15 protein-coding genes are annotated in these 17,138 nt (G+C 63.0%); 7 read left to right on the forward strand and 8 right to left on the reverse strand.

Annotated elements, in window-relative coordinates:
• From BM026_RS23045 to BM026_RS23055, 3 genes are all read right to left on the reverse strand, one after another.
• A partial coding sequence (locus tag BM026_RS23045) for an RHS repeat domain-containing protein (protein ID WP_175507970.1) occupies window positions 1-2,090 on the reverse strand: 2,090 nt, incomplete at its 3' end.
• 134 nt (window positions 2,091-2,224) lie between these two features.
• Window positions 2,225-5,308: an efflux RND transporter permease subunit gene (locus BM026_RS23050; protein ID WP_092250272.1), complete on the reverse strand. Its 3,084-nt coding sequence runs from the start codon at window positions 5,306-5,308 to the stop codon at window positions 2,225-2,227.
• A 2-nt stretch (window positions 5,309-5,310) separates the two neighbouring features.
• A complete protein-coding gene (locus BM026_RS23055) occupies window positions 5,311-6,417 on the reverse strand; it encodes an efflux RND transporter periplasmic adaptor subunit (RefSeq protein WP_092250270.1) in 1,107 nt (368 codons plus the stop codon).
• A gap of 100 nt (window positions 6,418-6,517) precedes the next feature.
• Between BM026_RS23055 and BM026_RS23060 the strand changes: the two genes are divergently transcribed.
• The 4 genes from BM026_RS23060 to BM026_RS23075 all read left to right on the forward strand — a co-directional run bounded on the left by BM026_RS23060 (window position 6,518) and on the right by BM026_RS23075 (window position 10,883).
• Window positions 6,518-7,723: a multidrug effflux MFS transporter gene (locus tag BM026_RS23060; protein WP_093513177.1), complete on the forward strand. Its 1,206-nt coding sequence runs from the start codon at window positions 6,518-6,520 to the stop codon at window positions 7,721-7,723.
• Window positions 7,724-7,799: 76 nt separating this feature from the next.
• A complete protein-coding gene (locus BM026_RS23065) occupies window positions 7,800-8,660 on the forward strand; it encodes a pirin family protein (RefSeq protein ID WP_093530195.1) in 861 nt (286 codons plus the stop codon).
• Between the two features lie 68 nt (window positions 8,661-8,728).
• Entirely contained in the window at window positions 8,729-10,174 is a 1,446-nt protein-coding gene (locus BM026_RS23070) for a mechanosensitive ion channel family protein (protein WP_092250268.1), read from the forward strand.
• 82 nt (window positions 10,175-10,256) lie between these two features.
• Window positions 10,257-10,883 carry a helix-turn-helix transcriptional regulator gene (locus tag BM026_RS23075; RefSeq protein WP_071489548.1) on the forward strand — a complete coding sequence of 209 codons (627 nt, stop codon included), beginning with the start codon at window positions 10,257-10,259 and terminating at the stop codon, window positions 10,881-10,883.
• On the opposite strand, the gene BM026_RS23080 is transcribed toward BM026_RS23075, so the two are convergent.
• Window positions 10,871-11,251 (reverse strand): RidA family protein, encoded by a 381-nt coding sequence (locus tag BM026_RS23080; RefSeq protein ID WP_071489547.1) that lies wholly within the window; start codon window positions 11,249-11,251, stop codon window positions 10,871-10,873. The genes BM026_RS23075 and BM026_RS23080 overlap by 13 nt on opposite strands.
• Window positions 11,248-12,213, reverse strand: coding sequence for a threo-3-hydroxy-L-aspartate ammonia-lyase (locus tag BM026_RS23085; RefSeq protein ID WP_093530197.1), 966 nt, complete (start codon window positions 12,211-12,213; stop codon window positions 11,248-11,250). The genes BM026_RS23080 and BM026_RS23085 overlap by 4 nt, the downstream gene beginning before the upstream one ends.
• A gap of 113 nt (window positions 12,214-12,326) precedes the next feature.
• On the opposite strand from BM026_RS23085, the gene BM026_RS23090 reads away from it, so the two are divergent.
• The 3 genes from BM026_RS23090 (at window position 12,327) to BM026_RS23100 (ending at window position 14,469) form a co-directional block, all read left to right on the forward strand.
• A complete protein-coding gene (locus tag BM026_RS23090) occupies window positions 12,327-12,944 on the forward strand; it encodes an LbetaH domain-containing protein (protein WP_093120920.1) in 618 nt (205 codons plus the stop codon).
• A gap of 92 nt (window positions 12,945-13,036) precedes the next feature.
• Window positions 13,037-13,555 carry a sigma-70 family RNA polymerase sigma factor gene (locus tag BM026_RS23095; protein ID WP_093530199.1) on the forward strand — a complete coding sequence of 173 codons (519 nt, stop codon included), beginning with the start codon at window positions 13,037-13,039 and terminating at the stop codon, window positions 13,553-13,555.
• Window positions 13,552-14,469 (forward strand): FecR domain-containing protein, encoded by a 918-nt coding sequence (locus BM026_RS23100; protein WP_093530201.1) that lies wholly within the window; start codon window positions 13,552-13,554, stop codon window positions 14,467-14,469. Before BM026_RS23095 ends, BM026_RS23100 begins: the two co-directional genes overlap by 4 nt.
• On the opposite strand, the gene BM026_RS23105 is transcribed toward BM026_RS23100, so the two are convergent.
• The 3 genes from BM026_RS23105 to BM026_RS23115 are packed head-to-tail and all read right to left on the reverse strand — an operon-like array spanning window position 14,466 to window position 16,967.
• Window positions 14,466-15,182, reverse strand: coding sequence for an ABC transporter ATP-binding protein (locus BM026_RS23105; protein ID WP_092250256.1), 717 nt, complete (start codon window positions 15,180-15,182; stop codon window positions 14,466-14,468). The two genes, BM026_RS23100 and BM026_RS23105, sit on opposite strands and share 4 nt — an antisense overlap.
• Complete coding sequence (locus tag BM026_RS23110; protein WP_092250254.1) at window positions 15,179-16,000, reverse strand: ABC transporter permease; 822 nt, start codon at window positions 15,998-16,000, stop codon at window positions 15,179-15,181. Before BM026_RS23110 ends, BM026_RS23105 begins: the two co-directional genes overlap by 4 nt.
• A 10-nt stretch (window positions 16,001-16,010) precedes the next feature.
• The gene (locus BM026_RS23115) at window positions 16,011-16,967 is read right to left on the reverse strand and encodes an aliphatic sulfonate ABC transporter substrate-binding protein (RefSeq protein ID WP_093530203.1); all 957 of its coding nucleotides are present in this window, start codon (window positions 16,965-16,967) and stop codon (window positions 16,011-16,013) included.
• Between the last annotated feature and the right edge of the window lie 171 nt (window positions 16,968-17,138).

Raw genomic sequence — 17,138 nt, forward strand, 5'->3', positions numbered from 1 at the left:
CGCTGCACCAGCCGCGCCCGCTGGTCATGCACGTAGACTTCCTGGCTGCCATCGGCGTTAAACACCGTGACCTGGCCGTTGTCATCCCAGGCATAACGCGTGTCCATCTGCGAGAAACTGGCCCAATGCCGGACACAACGCGCCGCCTTGCCAGACCGTTCCCACTCCCAGAAGAAACTCGCCCCACCGGCCAAACCACGCTCAAGAATGACGTGCTGTTCGTCGTAGCGATAAACCTCGCTTTCACCGACCGCGTTGGTCACTGAAACCAGTCGCCCAAAGTCGTCATAGGCGTAGGAAACAACCGTTTGCTCCGTCACCCACACAAACGGACCCTCATCCACAACGCGATGAATCTGGTAATCCACCGCCACGATGCGGCCCGACGCATAACGCAAGAACAGCGAGCGCCCGACGCCGTTATCCACCCGCTCAATGCGCCCCAGAAAATCCCGGGAAATGCGCAGGCGGTTGTCATACGCGTCGCTGATCGCTGTCAGCACACCGTCGCGGAAGTGGTAGAAACGTGACGCCTGGGCCAGCACCAGTTCATCAGGCACAGCACCCAAATAGATCGCCGCTTCGGCCAGGCTGTTGGTGATCGCAGGGCGAAAAGCAGACGGCAAGGGCAGGGTAGTGGAGCGGTTTTCATGATCGGTCCACACCACCGCGTCACCCACAACCACCAGCCGATGCGCCAGCGCGTGACTCCAACCAAACCCCAGCCCGACATCCACTTCCACCGCACTGGTGCGATACAACCGCGTCCACTCAAACGGCAAGATCCCGTCCAGCGTCCCATCGGTGAGGGTCAGGAGTTCCTCGCCGGTGACCATCGACACCGGGCAGCCGTTGGTGACGGTCTTGTCCGAAGATGCCGCCGCATCCCCATTCGGGTTGCGAGCAGAAACCGGCACATCATCCACGGTCTCCTGCCGCACCAACGCGGTTCGCTGGGACTTGTTGCGCACCACCGGCACCGCGTTGGAAACCACCTGATCCCCAGCTTTCAACGGCGCATTCGGAATCACCCGGACCGGCGTCGCGGAGCTACCCAGCAGCAACGGCCTGGCCGCCTCGACATGCGCCTCCAACCGAGGCCCGACCAACTGGTCCGCGAGCATCTCCAGCCACTGGCGAGCCCGGCCAGGCTTGATGTGACTCATCACTTGGGCACCCAGGCGCACGGTCACGCCCATGGCTCCCGCAACCCTCACCAACAGCAAAGCGATCAACACGTCGCCGGTGATTTCCCCCATCACCTCGCTCATCGCTTGCGGCGGCAACATCCGTATCCAACTGCAGATCGCCGACAGGTAGATAAACATCAGCGGCTCGTCGCAGAGCACCAGCAGGCCATGGGCGATGGCGTCCTTGCCCAGTTTCAGCAGGTCATCCAGTTCGGTCTGGGAGACGTATTGCAGCAACTTCTGGCTGTTGCTCTTGAGGTCCGCCAGCAGGTCGTACAGTTGTGTGAAATTGTCCCAAAGGCTGTAGAACGCCTTACCCATGCCATGAAGAAACGCCTTCTCCAGCAGCCTGCGTTGATCAAGCGGGCTGGCGTCTGTGTAGTCTTTCCACTGGGCTTCGAAGGTGTTTTTCCACTCTTCGCGCAGGCGAACTTCCAACCCATCAATCACCGATTGATAAGACGCATACAGCGCCTTGAGGTGATCCTCGGAAACGTTGGGATAGAAGCTGACCCGGTATTGCTGGTCGCGCTCACACTGGTCGATTTCGAGGATGCCGCTGGGGCCGATGGTCGTGTGGATCGGCTCGCCCAGTGGGCCGCCGTTGGGGTCGACACGCTGCACCATCACCGGCGTGTTGCCGATGGGTACAAATCGCGTGCTTTGGAACAGGTGCACCAGGGTCAGCTTGCCGTTGGCCTGGCAAGTCGCAACGGTGGTGCTTGGGTAAAGAGAACGGTTGATCGGCGCGACCAGCGCCACTTCATCCCCGACCTTGAAGACTTGCTCGACATCCAGCGCCGAAACGCTCCAAAAGCTTGAAGCCCACGCGTCAAAGGTATTCAGGCATTCCCGGAAATCGCGAAAGACGCGCTCGATATCGACCGTCTTCACATCCATTGGGGTCAGGGCCAGCCTGCCAATGGCCGGGTTCAAGAAACAGCTCCAACAACCAGAAAGTCCATCTGCAATCCCTCGCACTGTGTAGTCAGGCGAGGGACTTTGCGGACCTTTTCAGGGGAGGGGAGTAGAGCTTATCCGGCGCTTACGTGGGACGTTTCGACAACTCTCGTCTTCTCCCGCCCCAGCACCAGGCTGCACAGCGCCGGCAAGAACAACAGCGTCAACACGGTGCCCACCAGCACCCCACCGATCAGCACGTAGGCCAGGGACGACCAGAAGACCGACAACGTCAGCGGAATAAACGCCAGCGCCGCCGCCAGCGCGGTCAGGATCACCGGCCGTGCACGCCGCACGGTGGCTTCGATGATTGCCTCGCGAATGGCCATGCCGTGGTCCTGGTTCTGGCGAATCTGGTCGGTAAAGATCAGCGTGTTGCGCATCAGTATCCCGCCAATCCCGATCAAGCCCAGGATTGCGTTGAACCCGAACGGCTGGTTGAACAGCAGCAAGGTCGGCACCGCACCGATCAAGCCCAGCGGCGCCGTGGCGAAGACCATGAACATCACGCCGAACGAGCGCACCTGGAACATGATCACCGTGAGGGTCAGCAGGATCATGATCGGGAACAGCGCGGCCAGGGCGACGTTGGCCTTGGCGCTTTCTTCCACCGGGCCGCCGATGTCGATCTGGTAACCGGCGGGCAGTGTGGCAATCAGCGGCTGCAGGTCTTTATACACGGCCATTTCCACGTCCGGCGGTTGCACGCCGTCGATGATGTCGGCGCGCACTTCGACGGTGGTCGCGCGGTTGCGGCGCTTGAGGATCGGTTCTTCCATCACCGCCTGGAAATGCCCGACCTGGGCCAGCGGCACGGAGGTGCCGGCGCTGTTGGTGAGGGTCATGTTGTTGAGGTTGCCGAGGTCTTCGCGCTGGCTGCCCTGGGCGCGAGCGACCACGGAGACGGTACGGTTGCCTTCGCGCACTTCGGTGATGGGGTTGCCGCTGAGCAGGGCGTTGAGCTGGGATTTGACCTCGTTGGGGGTGAAGCCCAGCAAACGCAGGCGGTCCTGATCCAGCACCAGGCGATAGCCGCTGGTGCGCTCGCCCCAATCGAGGAAGGCATCCTTGGTCAACTTGTTGGCGGCGACGACTTTGCGCACGGCTTCGGACACGCCACGCAGCACATCCACATTCGGGCCGGACACACGGAACACCACCGGGAATGGCACAGGCGGGCCGAACAGCAACTGCGTGACGCGTACCCGCGCCGCCGGGAACTCACCGGCCGCAATCCGCTCGCGCATGCGCAGTTTCAATGCATCGCGGGCATGGGAGTCCGGGGTCTGCACGATCAGCTTGGCAAACGCCGGGTCCGGCAGTTCAGGGTTCAGCGACAGGAAAAAGCGTGGCGCACCGCCGCCTACATAGGTGTCGACCATCGTGGTTTGCGGCTCTTGCAGCAGGGCTTTTTCCAACTGTGCGGCTACCGCTTCGGTACTTTTAAAGGCGCTGCCCGGCGGCATGTACACCTCAAGAATCAGTTCGGAACGGTCGGAGTTGGGAAAGAACTGCTTCTTCACCACACCCATGCCCAGCCCGCACAGCACAAACGCCGCCACCACCAGCCCGGTCACCAGCCAGCGCCTGTGCACACAGGCCTCCACCAGCGTGCGCAGTTTCTGGTAGTAGCGCCCGGCGTAGATTGCGTCATGCCCGCCGGGCACCGGCTTGATCTGCGGTAGCAGCTTCACGCCCAGGTAAGGTGTGAACACCACCGCCACCAGCCAGGATGAAATCAGCGCAAAACCGACGATCCAGAAGATATTGCCGGCATATTCCCCGGCGCCGGAGCGCGCAAAACCCACCGGTAGAAAGCCGATGATCGTCACCAGCGTGCCAGTGAGCATCGGCGCCGCCGTGGAGCTCCAGGCAAAGGTGGCGGCGTGGATGCGGTCGAAACCTTCCTCCAGTTTCACCACCATCATCTCGATGGCGATGATCGCGTCATCCACCAACAACCCCAGGGAAATAATCAGCGCGCCCAGGGTAATGCGGTCGAATTCACGCCCGGTCAGCAGCATGATCACAAACACCACCGACAAGGTCAGCGGCACCGCAGCGGCCACCACCAGGCCGACACGAAAGCCCAAGGCCAACAGGCTGATGACCATCACCACGGCGAGGGCAACGAAGAACTTGAGCATGAACTCGTTGACCGCCAGGCTGATGTTTTTCGCCTGGTCGGAGACTTTGGCGAAGTTGACCCCGAGCGGCAGGTCGGCCTGGATTCTGGCTTCCTGGGCCTTGAGGCTCTTGTCCAGTTCCAGGCCGTTCCAGTGTTTCTCCATGATCACGCCGAGCATCAGCGCCGGGTCGCCCTGGTGGCGGATGCGGTAGCTGGGCGGGTCTTCATAACCTCGGCTGACGGTGGCCACATCGGCGATGCGCAGCACGCGGCCGTTGACTTCCAGCGGCACGTTTTCGATCAGTGACAGGCTGTCGAACGCGCCGTCGATACGGATGTAGGCACGGGCGCCGGCGGTCTCGACAAAGCCCGACGGCGCCACGGCGTTCTGCGCGGCCAACGCCGAGAAAATCTGATCCGGCTTGATGCCCAGGGTCGCCAGGCGCTCATAGGAAAACTCCACGAACACCCGTTGCGCCTGCTCGCCGAGGATATTGACCTTCTTCACCCCTGGCAGGTTGAGGAAACCCTGGCGCAGTTCCTCAGCCATCTGCACCTGCTGTCGATGGGGCAGGTGTTCGGCCTCCAGGGCGTACAGCGCAAAATACACATCGGAATATTCATCGTTGAAGAACGGCCCGCTCACGCCCTTGGGCAGTCTGGCGGCTTCATCGCTGAGTTTTTTTCGGGTCTGGTAGAACAGGTCCTGGATTTCGCTGGGCCGCGTGGACTCCTTGTACGTCATGCGCATCGACACGAAACCCGGCTGGGCGATGGTCTCGACGCGGTCGTAGTAGTCCAGTTCCTGCAGGCGTTTTTCCAGGCGGTCGGCCACTTGCTCCTGCATTTCCTGGGCGGTGGCGCCGGGCCAGGCGGCAGTGATGGTCATCACCTTGACGGTGAAGGACGGGTCTTCGGCGCGACCGAGCTTGCCAAACGAGAACACCCCGGCGGCCAGGATCGCAATGATCAGGAACAACGTGACCGCACGGTGCTTGACCGCCAGTTCAGAGAGGTTGATACCACGCATGCTCAGTTGTCCTGTTTGCGGTTGAGGGCCAGGACCTGGGCGGGCAGCAGGCGTACGGCGTCACCGTCGTGCAGCAGGTGCGCACCCAGGGCGACGACGATTTGACCGGGGGTTACACCACTGTCGAGCAGCGCGTCTTCCTGGCCGAGGCTGGCGACTTTCACCGGGGCGAAACTGACCTTGTCGTCTGTGCCGATTACCCAGACACCGGTGCCTTGCCCGGCATCCTGCAAGGCGCCGATGGGTACCCGGGTTTGCTGGGCCTGGCCGTTGCCTTGCAGGCGTACGGTGATGGTCGAGCCGAGGGCGAAGCGATCGACGGCGCCATGCAATACGTAGCGGGCGCGGTAGGTGCGGGTGGTCGGGTCAGCGCTGGCGGACAGTTCGCGCAAGGTGGCGGTCACCGCCTGGTCCGGAGCGCCGAAGGCGAAGGCCAGGGCTTTCTGCGAGGCTTGTTCGCGTTGGTTTTCCGGCAGGTTGACGATAGCTTCACGGGCACCGTCGTGGGCCAGGCGCGCGACGATCTGTCCTTCGGCGACCACCTGGCCGCGGTCTGCCCGCACATCGGTGATGATGCCGTCGCCATCGGCCTTGAGCACCGAGTAGGTGCGGCGGTTTTCGATCTGGCTGGCGTCGGATTGCGCCGCGGCCAGTTCGGCTTCGGCCACGCGCAGATTGGTTGCCGATTGGTCGAAGATCTGCCGCGACACGGCGCCGGTGCTGGCCAGGCGCTGATAGCGGTTTTCGTCGTCACGGCGTTGGCGCAATTGTGCCTGGGCGGCGCTGACGCGGTTTTTTGCCGAGCGCAGGGCCAGTTCGAAGTCGCCGATATCCAGCACCAGCAGGGTGTCACCACGGGACACATGCTGGCCGGGGTCGACCTTGCGTTCGATGACCTTGCCGCCGACCCGGAACCCCAGGTCGCTTTCGGTACGCGCCGCGACCACGCCGGTATAGGCGCTTTGCTGGGTGCCGGCCGCTTCTACTTTGGCGGCCAGGACAGGGCGAGGTTGAGGAACTTCGGCGGCGGTGTCGGCCTTGCTGTTGCAGCCATTGAGGACGATCAACAGGGCCAGGGGCGTGAGAAGACGCAGGGGGAGAGGGTGCATGGCGGGCTCCGGGGTAACCATTGGGCAAAAAATTATGGACATAATTTTTTACGCATATTATGGTCGAAATATAAATTAATCCAGCCCCCGGATGCTCCCCATGACAAACGCCCCGCTCCCATCGCGAAGCCTGCTGTTTTTACTGGTGGCCCTGACGGCACTGGGTGAGGTCTCGACCCAATTGATCATTCCCGGCCTGGGCGCCATCGAGCAGGCGCTGGCGGCGCCGGCGGGTTCGGCACTGATGGCGCTCTCGGCATTTGTCGCCGCTTTCGGCCTTGGGCAACTGTTGTTCGGCCCGCTGTCGGACCGTATCGGCCGGCGCCCGGTGCTGATCGGCGGCCTGGTGCTGTACGTGCTGGCAACCTTGTCGATGCTGCTGGTCCACGACATCCACCAGTTCATTGCCGCCCGCGTGCTGCAAGGCCTGGGCGCCTGTGCTGCGCTGGTGCTGGCGCGCACGGTGGTGCGGGATGTGTGGAAGGCCGAAGCCGGGCCGGCCCTGGCGCTGACCATGATCGGCATGCTCTACGCCATCGTGGTGGCGCCGATGGTCGGTGGCCTGCTGATCAAGCTGTTCGGCTGGCACGCGCCGATCCTCCTGGCGCTGGCGATTGGCAGCGTGGTGCTGTTGCTGGCGTTGCTGTTCTTTCGCGAGAGTAACCACTACCTAGACCCCAAGGCCGGTCACTGGCGTACCCTCGGCGGGCAATACCTGGACCTGCTCAAGGGGCGCCAGTACCGGGCGTTCGCCGTGGCATTGGCGTGCACCTATGGCGCCATGTTTGCGGTAATCGCCGGTTCGTCGGCGGTGTTCATCAACCTGCTGGGCTTCAGCAGCCTGGAGTACGGCATCAATTTCGGCCTGATCGTATCGATGCTGATCGTGGGGTCCACCTATACCCGCCGCAACATCATGCGTCTAGGGCCTCAGCGGATTGTGGCGATGGGCGTGACGATGGTCGCCGCCGGCGGGGTGTCGGCCGTGGTCATTTATGAACTGTTCGGCCTGTCGGTGCTCGGCCTGGACATCCCGATTGCGCTGGTCACCCTGGGCGGTGGCCTGGTGTTGCCGGGTGCGGTGACCGGTGGCGTGATGCCCAATGCGCATCGTGCAGGCCTGGCGGCGGGACTGATGGGGTTTGCGCAGATGTTCGGCGCCACCTGCAGTGGTGTCTTGTTGAGCCAGTTGCGGGACGGCAGTGCCGCGCCGATGATCATCATCCAGGCCAGCTTCGCGCTGACGGCGTTCGTGGCGTTTCACCTGCTGCGGCAACGTCAGGCCAAGGGATTGTCCTATACGTAGGACGAACAGGGCTGCTTTTGCCGGCTAGTGCTCAACCGCCAGCAGCCTTATGGTGTATGCACTTTGGAGGTACACCATGAAAAAGCTTATCGGCATCTACACCAGCCCCCGCGCCCATTGGGTCGGCGACGGCTTCCCGGTGCGCACGTTGTTTTCCTACGACGCCATGGGCAAGCACATCAGCCCATTCCTGTTGCTGGACCACGCCGGCCCGGCCGATTTCACCCCGACCGAGCAGCGTCGCGGCGTCGGCCAGCACCCCCATCGCGGCTTTGAAACCGTGACCATCGTCTACGACGGCGAAGTCGAACACCGCGATTCCACGGGTGCCGGCGGCACCATCGGCCCCGGCGACGTGCAATGGATGACCGCTGCCAAAGGCATCCTCCACGAAGAGTTCCACTCCGCCGCCTTCGCCCGCCAGGGCGGCGCGCTGGAGATGGTGCAACTGTGGGTCAACCTGCCGGCCAAGGACAAAATGGCCGATGCCGGTTACCAGACGATTGTGGATGGCGATATCCCGGTACTGCCCTTGGCCGACGACGCCGGGCAACTGCGCCTGATTGCCGGTGAGTTTGCCGGCACCCAGGGCCCGGCCCGTACCTTTACGCCGATTGACGTGTGGGACCTGCGCCTGAACCCCGGCAAGCCCGTCACCCTGGACCTGCACGAAGGGCGCAACACCGCCCTGGTGATCCTGCGCGGCACGGTACTGGTCAATGGCGAGCAAGTTGCGCGGCAGGGGCAATTGGCGTTGTTCGAGCGCGAGGGTAGCCAACTGACACTGGAGTCCGATGATGACGCCAAGGTGCTGCTGCTCAGCGGTGAGCCGATTGACGAGCCGATCGTCGGGCACGGGCCGTTTGTGATGAATACCGAGCAGGAGATTCACCAGGCGTTCGTGGACTTTCAGTCGGGTCGTTTCGGGCAGATGTAAGCACACCCGCTATACCCTGGCGCGGCATTTCATGCGATCTTCACGGCATTCGCCCTGGAGTCGCCTGGATGCCCTCATTTATCGCTGATCACCCGATGCTGTGCGCCCTGGCGCTGATCTTGATCGACATCGCCGTGTGGCGCCTGATTTCCGCCAACCTCGCCAACTGGAAGCTGGCGGCGCGGTTGGTGATCTTCGCGGTGTTCAGCGCGGTGCTGTTCAACGACGGCATGAACCCCATGCAACTGGCGCCCTATGCGGACAACACCGCCTTGCACCTGGCCGCCACAGCGTTGCAGATCGGCTGGTGGCTGTTCGCGGCGCGTACGCTGACCGTGTTGCTCGGCACGCTCATGATGCAGCGGGTCGGGCATACCGGCCGCCTGTTGCAGGACCTGATGGGGGCGGTGATCTTCCTGATCGCGATCATTGCCGCCATGGCCTACGTGCTCGACTTGCCGGTCAAGGGTGTGCTCGCCACCTCCGGCGCGGTAGCGATCATTGTCGGCCTGGCGCTGCAAAGTACCTTGAGTGACGTATTCTCCGGGATCGTCCTCAACACCACCAAGCCTTATCAAATCGATGACTGGATCTCCATCGACGGCACCGAAGGCCGGGTGACGGACATCGATTGGCGCGCCACGCGCCTGCAAACCTCCCAGGGCAGCATGGCGGTGATTCCCAACTCCCTGGCGGCCAAGGCCAAGATCATCAATTTCTCGCGCCCGGCGGACATGTTCGGCCTGGCGGTCAGCCTGCAGGTCAGCCCCCATGCGCGGCCGCAAACGGTGATCGAAGCCCTGGAGCGGGCGATGCAAGGGTGTCGGCCGCTGCTGGGCACGCCGGCGCCAAGTGTGGCGTTCAAGACGTCGGCCAGTGGTGGCGTCGAGTATGAAATCAGCGGATTCGTACCGGCCATGGCCCTCAAGCGCGAAGTGCGCAACCAGCTTTATGACTTGGCTTTCCGGCATTTGCAGGCGGCGGGCGTCGGCGTGCTGTCGGCCACTGAAAGCAGCGCGCCACCGGCCATGTCCGCAGCGCGCGCTTTATTGGAGCGTTCGTCGATTTTTTCCACCCTGCGCCAGGAAGAGAAAGACACCTTCAGCCAGAACATGACCCTGCACACCTATCGCGCCGGCGAGATGATCCTGCCGGCCGGGGAGGTCAGCGATCATTTGTTCATCGTTGAGTCCGGTGTGGTCTCGGTGATGCTGACCAAGGGCGGGCACAAATTCGAAGCCGGGCGCATGGGGCCGGGTGAGGTGATCGGCGAGGCCGGGATCCTGTCGGACCAGGCGACGCTGGCGGATTTCTCGGCCAAGACGTTCTGCACCCTGTACCGCATCGAGAAGGAATACTTGAAGCCGTGCCTGGATGCGCGCCACGACATCGGCGAAGCGATGAAGGCTTTGCTGGATTTCCGTGTGCACGCCGCGCAGGCGCTGACGCAAGAGGCACCGGTGGTGCCTGTCAAGAAAGGCTTTCTGCAGTGGTTGCGCCAGCGTGGTCTCTGACCGCACGCCTCGGGTACGGGCGCCACACTGAGGGGCAGGGGGTAAATTGACGCCCTGTCCAGGACTGGATATGTTGTCTTGCATGAAAACCACCTCTCCCGACGATACTCACTTGATCAGCCAGCTCGAACAGATCGCCGAGGGCCTGAGCAAGACCTTCAGCCCCTTCTGCGAAGTGGTCCTGCACGACTTGCGCGACCCCCGGCACTCGATCCTGGCCATCCACAACAACTTGTCCGGGCGTGCACCGGGCGACCCGACCACTGAGCTGGGCCTGGCGCGCATTGCCGACCCCGACTACCCGCAAGTCATCGCCAACTACCAGAACCAGTTCAGCGACGGCCGCCAGGTCAAGAGCACGTCGATCGGCATCAAGGGCGCCGGCGGCGAGTACGTCGCGGCCTTGTGCATGAACGTCGACCTCTCGTTGTTCCGGGGCTTGCAAGGCATGCTCGAACAATTCGGCTCGGTCAGCGGCGACAAGCTCATCGAGTCCCTGGACCCTTCCGGCGCCGACGTGATCCGTGCGCGCATCGACCAGTTCGCCGCACGCCTGGCCACCACTCCGCGCGCGCTGAAGACGGCCGACCGGCGTGTGCTGATGCAGGAACTCAAGGACTCGGGTTGCCTGGACATCCGCCGGGCCATGGAAACGGTAGCGTCCCATCTGGGCGTGTCGCGTGCGGCGGTCTACACCTACGCCAAGTAGCGCGCCATGGCCTCGATCTCGATCAGGTAACCGTGGTGCAACTCCGGCACCGGCACCACCGCACGGGCAGGGCGGTGCTCGCCCAGCGCGGCAGCATAAAGGCCATCGAAGGCCGGCCAATGCTCGACGCCGGCTACGTACACGGTGACCTTCACCAGGTCCTGCGCGGTTCCGCCGGCGGCGTTGAGGATGGCCAATAGATTATCCAGGGCAATTCGTGCCTGTTCGGCAAATGACGCTGCCAGGTTGTGCCGCCCATCCGGGCTCACCGGCAATTGGCCGGAGATATACAGCGTGTCGCCGTGGCGGATGGCTTGCGAGTAATGGCCGGCAGGCTGTGCCGCATGGGCGGTCTGGATGATGTTCATGAGGCCTCGCAGAGCAGGGCCGCGTACTTTTCGATATCGACGTTGCCACCGGTGACGATAATGCCCACGCGCTGGCCCTTGAAACGTTCACCCTCGTTGAGCAACGCGGCTAAGCCCAGGCAGCCAGTGGGCTCGACCACCATTTTCATGCGTTGCATAAAGAACTTCATGGCGCCGACCAACTCGGCATCCGACACGGTGAGGATGTCGTTGACCTGGTCGCGGATGATCGGGAAGGTGCAGTTGCCCAGGTGCTGGGTCTGGGCACCATCGGCAATGGTCGCCGGCGTATCGATGTGCACGATGCTGCCGCTGCGGAACGAGCGCTGGCCGTCATTGCCGGCTTCGGGTTCCACGCCGTACAGCTGGCAATCCGGCGCCAGGGCACGGGTCGACAACGCCGTGCCCGAGAGCATGCCGCCACCACCCAGGCCAACGAACAATCCATCCAGCGGGCCGGTGAACTCCAGCAGTTCCTTGGCGGCGGTGCCTTGCCCGACAAGGATATGCGGGTGGTCGTAGGGCGGGATCAGGGTCAGGCCCTGCTCGGTGGCCAGGTCGCGGCCGATCTGTTCGCGGTCTTCGGTGAAGCGGTCATACAGCACCACACTGGCGCCGTAGCCACGGGTCGCCGCGACCTTGGCCGCCGGCGCATCGCTGGGCATCACGATGGTTGCCGGCATGCCCAGCAACTGCGCCGCCAGGGCAATGCCCTGGGCGTGGTTGCCGGACGAGAACGCCACCACCCCGGCCTTGCGCTGCTGTGCATCGAACTGCGACAGGGCATTGAACGCACCCCGGAACTTGAAGGAACCGGCGCGTTGCAGGTTTTCGCACTTGATGAACACTTGGGCGCCGGTCAGTGCGTCGAGGGTGCGCGAGGTGAACACAGGGGTGTGATGGGCGACACCGTCAAGGCGTTGGGCGGCAGCGATGACATCTTGGTAAGTCGGCAATGGCATGGGACGGACCTCATTGACTGATCTGGATAAAATATCCATAACAAGACAAACAGTAAAGTCTGGTGTGCGCATGTTAGCGTTTTGCACTTCTCTGACCACCGGAGGATTCAACATTGATCCGCCTCACCGACTATATTTCAGACTTCGCCCACTCTCCTCTTGCACCCTGGGCTGATCTCGCGCCCTGGGCGCTGGCCGCCCAGGCGCCAGCCGTTGTTCGCCAACTCCTGGCCGAACTGCCGGCAGACCAGTACGTCATCCAGGGCGAGATCGCCATCCACCGTACCGCCACCGTCGAACCGGGCGCGCTGCTCAAGCCACCCCTGATCATCGGCGCCCATTGCTTTATCGCCAGCGGTTCGCTGCTGCGCGGCGGCTGCTGGCTGGAGGAACACTGCATCATCGGCCCGGGTGCCGAGTTGAAGACCTCCTTCATGTTCAGCGGCAGCAAGCTGGCGCACTTCAATTTCGTCGGTGATTCGGTGCTGGGGCACGGCATCAACCTGGAGGCGGGGAGCATCGTCGCCAACTACCGTAACGAGCGTGATGACAAGGAGGTGCGAGTGCGGGTCGACGGCACCTTGCAGCGTACCGGTTGCGACAAGTTTGGCGCGTTGCTCGGCGACCAGTGCCGTATCGGCGCCAATGCGGTGTTGGCGCCGGGGGCGGTGCTCAAGCCGGGGAGTGTGGTGGGGCGTGGGCAGCTGTTCGATGCTGAAGCCTCCCTATAAACACAGTGTTGAAAAGATCATGGTCAGCCAGCGCGATATTAAATAGAATGAATCTCATTTGAGATTCACTCGCGCCGCGCAGGTCGCTTGCCATGAATGATGCTGTTGTTCCGACCCACGCCCCCGAACTGACCTTGTCGAGCCTGTACCACGACCATCGCAGTTGGCTGGAAAGCTGGCTGCGCCGGCGCCTGGGCAATGCCTGGGATGCTGCCGACCTGAGCCAGGATACGTTCCTGCGCGTACTCGCCAGCGCCCAGCCGATTGCGCAGATGCAGGAGCCGCGTGCTTATCTGGTGACCGTCGGCAAACGCCTGCTGGTCAATTTCCATCAGCGACGCAGCCTTGAGCAGGCCTATTTGAACGCGCTGGCGAGCCTGCCGGAAGCCTGCGTGCCATCGCCCGAACAGCGCTGGCTGGTGCTCGAGACCCTGCAAGCCCTGGACGAGTTGCTCGATGGCTTGCCGGTGCTGGTGCGCCGTGCCTTCCTGTGGAGCCAGCTGGAAGGCCTGGGCTATCGGGAGATCGCCGATCGGCTCGAGGTGTCTGAGCGCACGGTCAAACGCTACATGGCCCAGGCCTACGAACATTGCCTGCTGGTGGACCTGTGAGCCGTGACGTCGCCCGCGCCGCTGCCCAATGGCTGGCGCTGCTCGAATCCGGCGCGGCCACTGAGCGTGACCACGCCGCGTTGCAGCACTGGCGAGACAGCCACCCCCAGCACGAGCAGACCTGGCAAAAAGCCCAGGCCCTGCGCCAGCGTTTCAGTGACTTGCCCCAGGCCCTGGCGATGGCCAGCCTCGACCGTCCGCAACTGGGGCGGCGCGCGGTGCTCAAGCGCGCATTGGGTATCGCAGCCTTGGTGCCGACGGCCTGGCTGGTCAGCCGCCAGTTGCCCATCGAGGCGTGGCGCGCCGACCTGCACACCGCCACCGGCGAGCGCAGGCGCATGTCCTTGGCCGATGGCGGCAGCTTGCAGCTCAACACGGCGACAGCGGTGGACATGGACCTTGCACAGCGGCGCATCACACTGGTGAACGGTGAGCTGGCGCTGAATGTGCCAGGGGCGGCGGCGATGACGGTGCAGACCCGCTATGGCGAGTTGCGGGTCAGCCAGGCTGAGATGTGTGTCCGTCAGATGACCAAGGGCTGTCTAGTGTCGGTGCTCCAGGGCTCGGTTCAAGTACGCGACTTGACCGGGCAAATGGCGTCGTTGCCGGGTGGTCGGCAAGCCTCGCTGCAAGCCGACGGGCTCGGCGCCTGGGCTCCGTTCGATGTGTTGCAACCGGGCTGGCGCGACGGTGTGCTGACCGCACAGAACCAGGCACTGGGCGACTTTTTACGGGAGTTGGAGCGTTATCGTCCCGGTGTGTTGCGCTGGGATCCGAGCCTGGAAACATTGCGAGTGACCGGCAGTTTTCGCCTGGACGACACTGACCGCATCCTCAACCTGCTGGCCCAGACCCTGGGGCTCGAGGTGCAGGCGCGGACGCGGTACTGGGTGACCTTGCGCAAGATCGCCTAGATCACGTGTGCCTGCTGCAACGCCGTCAGTGACAGCGCCTTCAGTTGCGCCAGCCGCGGATCACGCCGGTCCCTGGGGTGTGGCAATTCCACTGCAAGCGCCTGGCGAATGCTGCTCGGCCGGTTATCCATCACCAGCACCCGATCACTCAAATACAACGCCTCGTCGACATCATGGGTCACCAGCAACAAGGCGATGGCATGGTGTTCGGCCAGTTGCAGCAGCAGGTCCTGCAGCTTCATGCGGGTAAACGCGTCCACCGCGCTGAACGGTTCATCCAGCAGCAATACCTGTGGGCGTGAGTACAAACCGCGTGCGATGGCCACTCGCTGCGCCATGCCGCCGGACAATGCCTTGGGCAACGCCTGGGCAAAGCCCTTGAGGCCGACTTCCTCTATCAGTTGCGTGACCCAGGCCCTGTCGTAATGGTTGTCGTCGCTGAAACCGATGTTCTGTTCCACCGTGAGCCAGGGCATCAGTCGGGGTTCCTGGAACACAAAGGCGACTTCGCCGTCGGGGCTGCGCAGTTCGCCCTGGAAGTCCTGTTCCAGGCCGGCGACGATGCGCAGCAAGGTGCTTTTGCCGCAACCACTGGGCCCCAGCAGGCTCACGGCTTCGCGAGGTTGCAGGGCCAGGCGCACGTCTTTCAGCACGGTGGTGTCGGCGAAACGCTTGCGCGCTACATGAATATCCAACAACGCTCGCACGCTCATTGCCCAGCTCCCTGGAAGGTATCGCGCCAGGCCAGGCAACGCTTTTCCAGCGCGGCGAGCAGGCCATCGCTGACCTTGCCCAGCAGCGCCAACACGATGATCGCCGCCAGCACGATGTCCGGCCGCGAGGTCTCCCGCCCATCGCTGAGCAGGTAACCCAAGCCTTTGGTGGCCGCGATCAACTCGGCTGCCACCAGAAACATCCACGCCAGGCTCAAGCCGCTGCGCAACCCGGTGAACAGGCCGGGCAGGGCGGCCGGCAACAGGATACGACGCACCAGGCGCCGCCGACTGAAACCGTACATCTGCCCGACTTCCACCAGCTTGCGGTCGATGTCGCGGATGGCCGCCACGCCGTTGAGGTACACCGGGAAAAACGCGCCAATTGCGATCAGTACGATCTTCGAGGTTTCGTCGATGCCCAACCACAGCAGCAACAGCGGCACCCAGGCCAGGCTGGGGATCGAGCGCAAGCCGGCGAAGGTCGGTTCCAGATAGGCCTCGGCTTCACGGCTCAACCCCACCCAGGCGGCAAACACCAACGCCAGGCTGGCACCAATGACGAACCCCAGCACTACCCGGCCGAGGCTGGCGCTGATGTGTTTCCACAGTGCGCCTTCGGCCAGGTCGGTGAGGGTCAGCGCAATTTCGCTGGGCGCCGGCATCTGGTAGGACGGCAGCCAGCCCACTCGAACCACTACCTCCAGCACCAGCAGGATCAGCACCGGCAACACCAGGCCCTTGAGGCGCCTCGGCCAGGCACTGCGATTGATCGCCAAGGGCGTGGCAAGAGGCACTGCTTGGGTTTTGCTGGTCATCACGTGCTCCTCAGTGGCCGAACGAAGTGTCGATCAACTGGTCGATCACCTGGTCCACATTCACGCCTTTGCGCACCAACTCTTCGGACACCAGGATCGGTGCGGCGGCCTTGGACGACACCACGTCCTTGCTGCTCAAGAACGGCGTGCTCAGGTCGGTACGCGAGAGTTGCAGCCTGGCCACTTCCAACGGCAGGCCGGACTCGTCGGCCAGCAGCCTGGCAAATTCATCCGGGTGCTTGACCGCCCAGTCCCGGGCCTTTTCATAGGCGCCGATGACCTTGGTGATGGTTTGCGGATGAGCCTTGGCGAACTTCTCGGTGACGCTCACCACACCGTAGCTGTTGAAGTCCTTGTTGCGGTACAACAGGCGCGAACCAGCCTGGATTTCACTGGCGGCCATGTGCGGGTCGAGACCGGCCCAGGCATCCACGTCACCTTTTTCCAGGGCGGTGCGGCCGTCCGGGTGTTGCAGGTGCACCAGCTCCACGTCGTCCTTTTTCAGCCCGGCCTTTTGCAGGCTGCGCAAGGTGAACAGGTACGGGTCGGTGCCTTTGGTGGCGGCGATTTTCTTGCCCTTGAGGTCGGTGACGCTGTTGAGCGGTGAATCCTTGCGCACCACCAGGGCGGTCCATTCGGCGCGGCTGTAGACGTACACAGACTTGATCGGGCTGCCGTTGGCGCGGCTCAGTACTGCGGACAGGCTGGCCGAAGAAGCGAAATCCACGCCGCCACTGTTGAGGTATTCCAGGGAGCGGTTACTGCCCTGGCTCAATACCCAGCCCACTTTGGAGTCCGGCAAGGCTTGTTCGAGCCAGCCGAAATGCTTGAGCACCAGGCTGACAGGCGAGTAGTACGCGTAGTCCAGGTTGACTTCGGCTGGATCGGTTTCGGTGGCGTGGGCCAGCGGTTGCATGCACAGGGCAAGGGCGCAGGCGCCCAATAGACGTTGGGTGAAGGGGTTCATGGAACAGCTCCGGCAAGGCGTTGAGAGAAGGTTTTTCTTATATTCAGAAAAATAAAACCGCATGCTCCATCATGCTTTTAAAGAATATGCAGTCTCTGTGCCATTGGCTTTTGACGCCTAATCACGGGGGCTTCGAGGGGGAAGGGCTGTGGTGGGAGAGGGCAAACTGTT

The sequence above is a fragment of the Pseudomonas sp. NFPP24 genome, from assembly GCF_900112095.1.
GTDB classification, from domain to species: Bacteria; Pseudomonadota; Gammaproteobacteria; order Pseudomonadales; family Pseudomonadaceae; genus Aquipseudomonas; species Aquipseudomonas extremorientalis.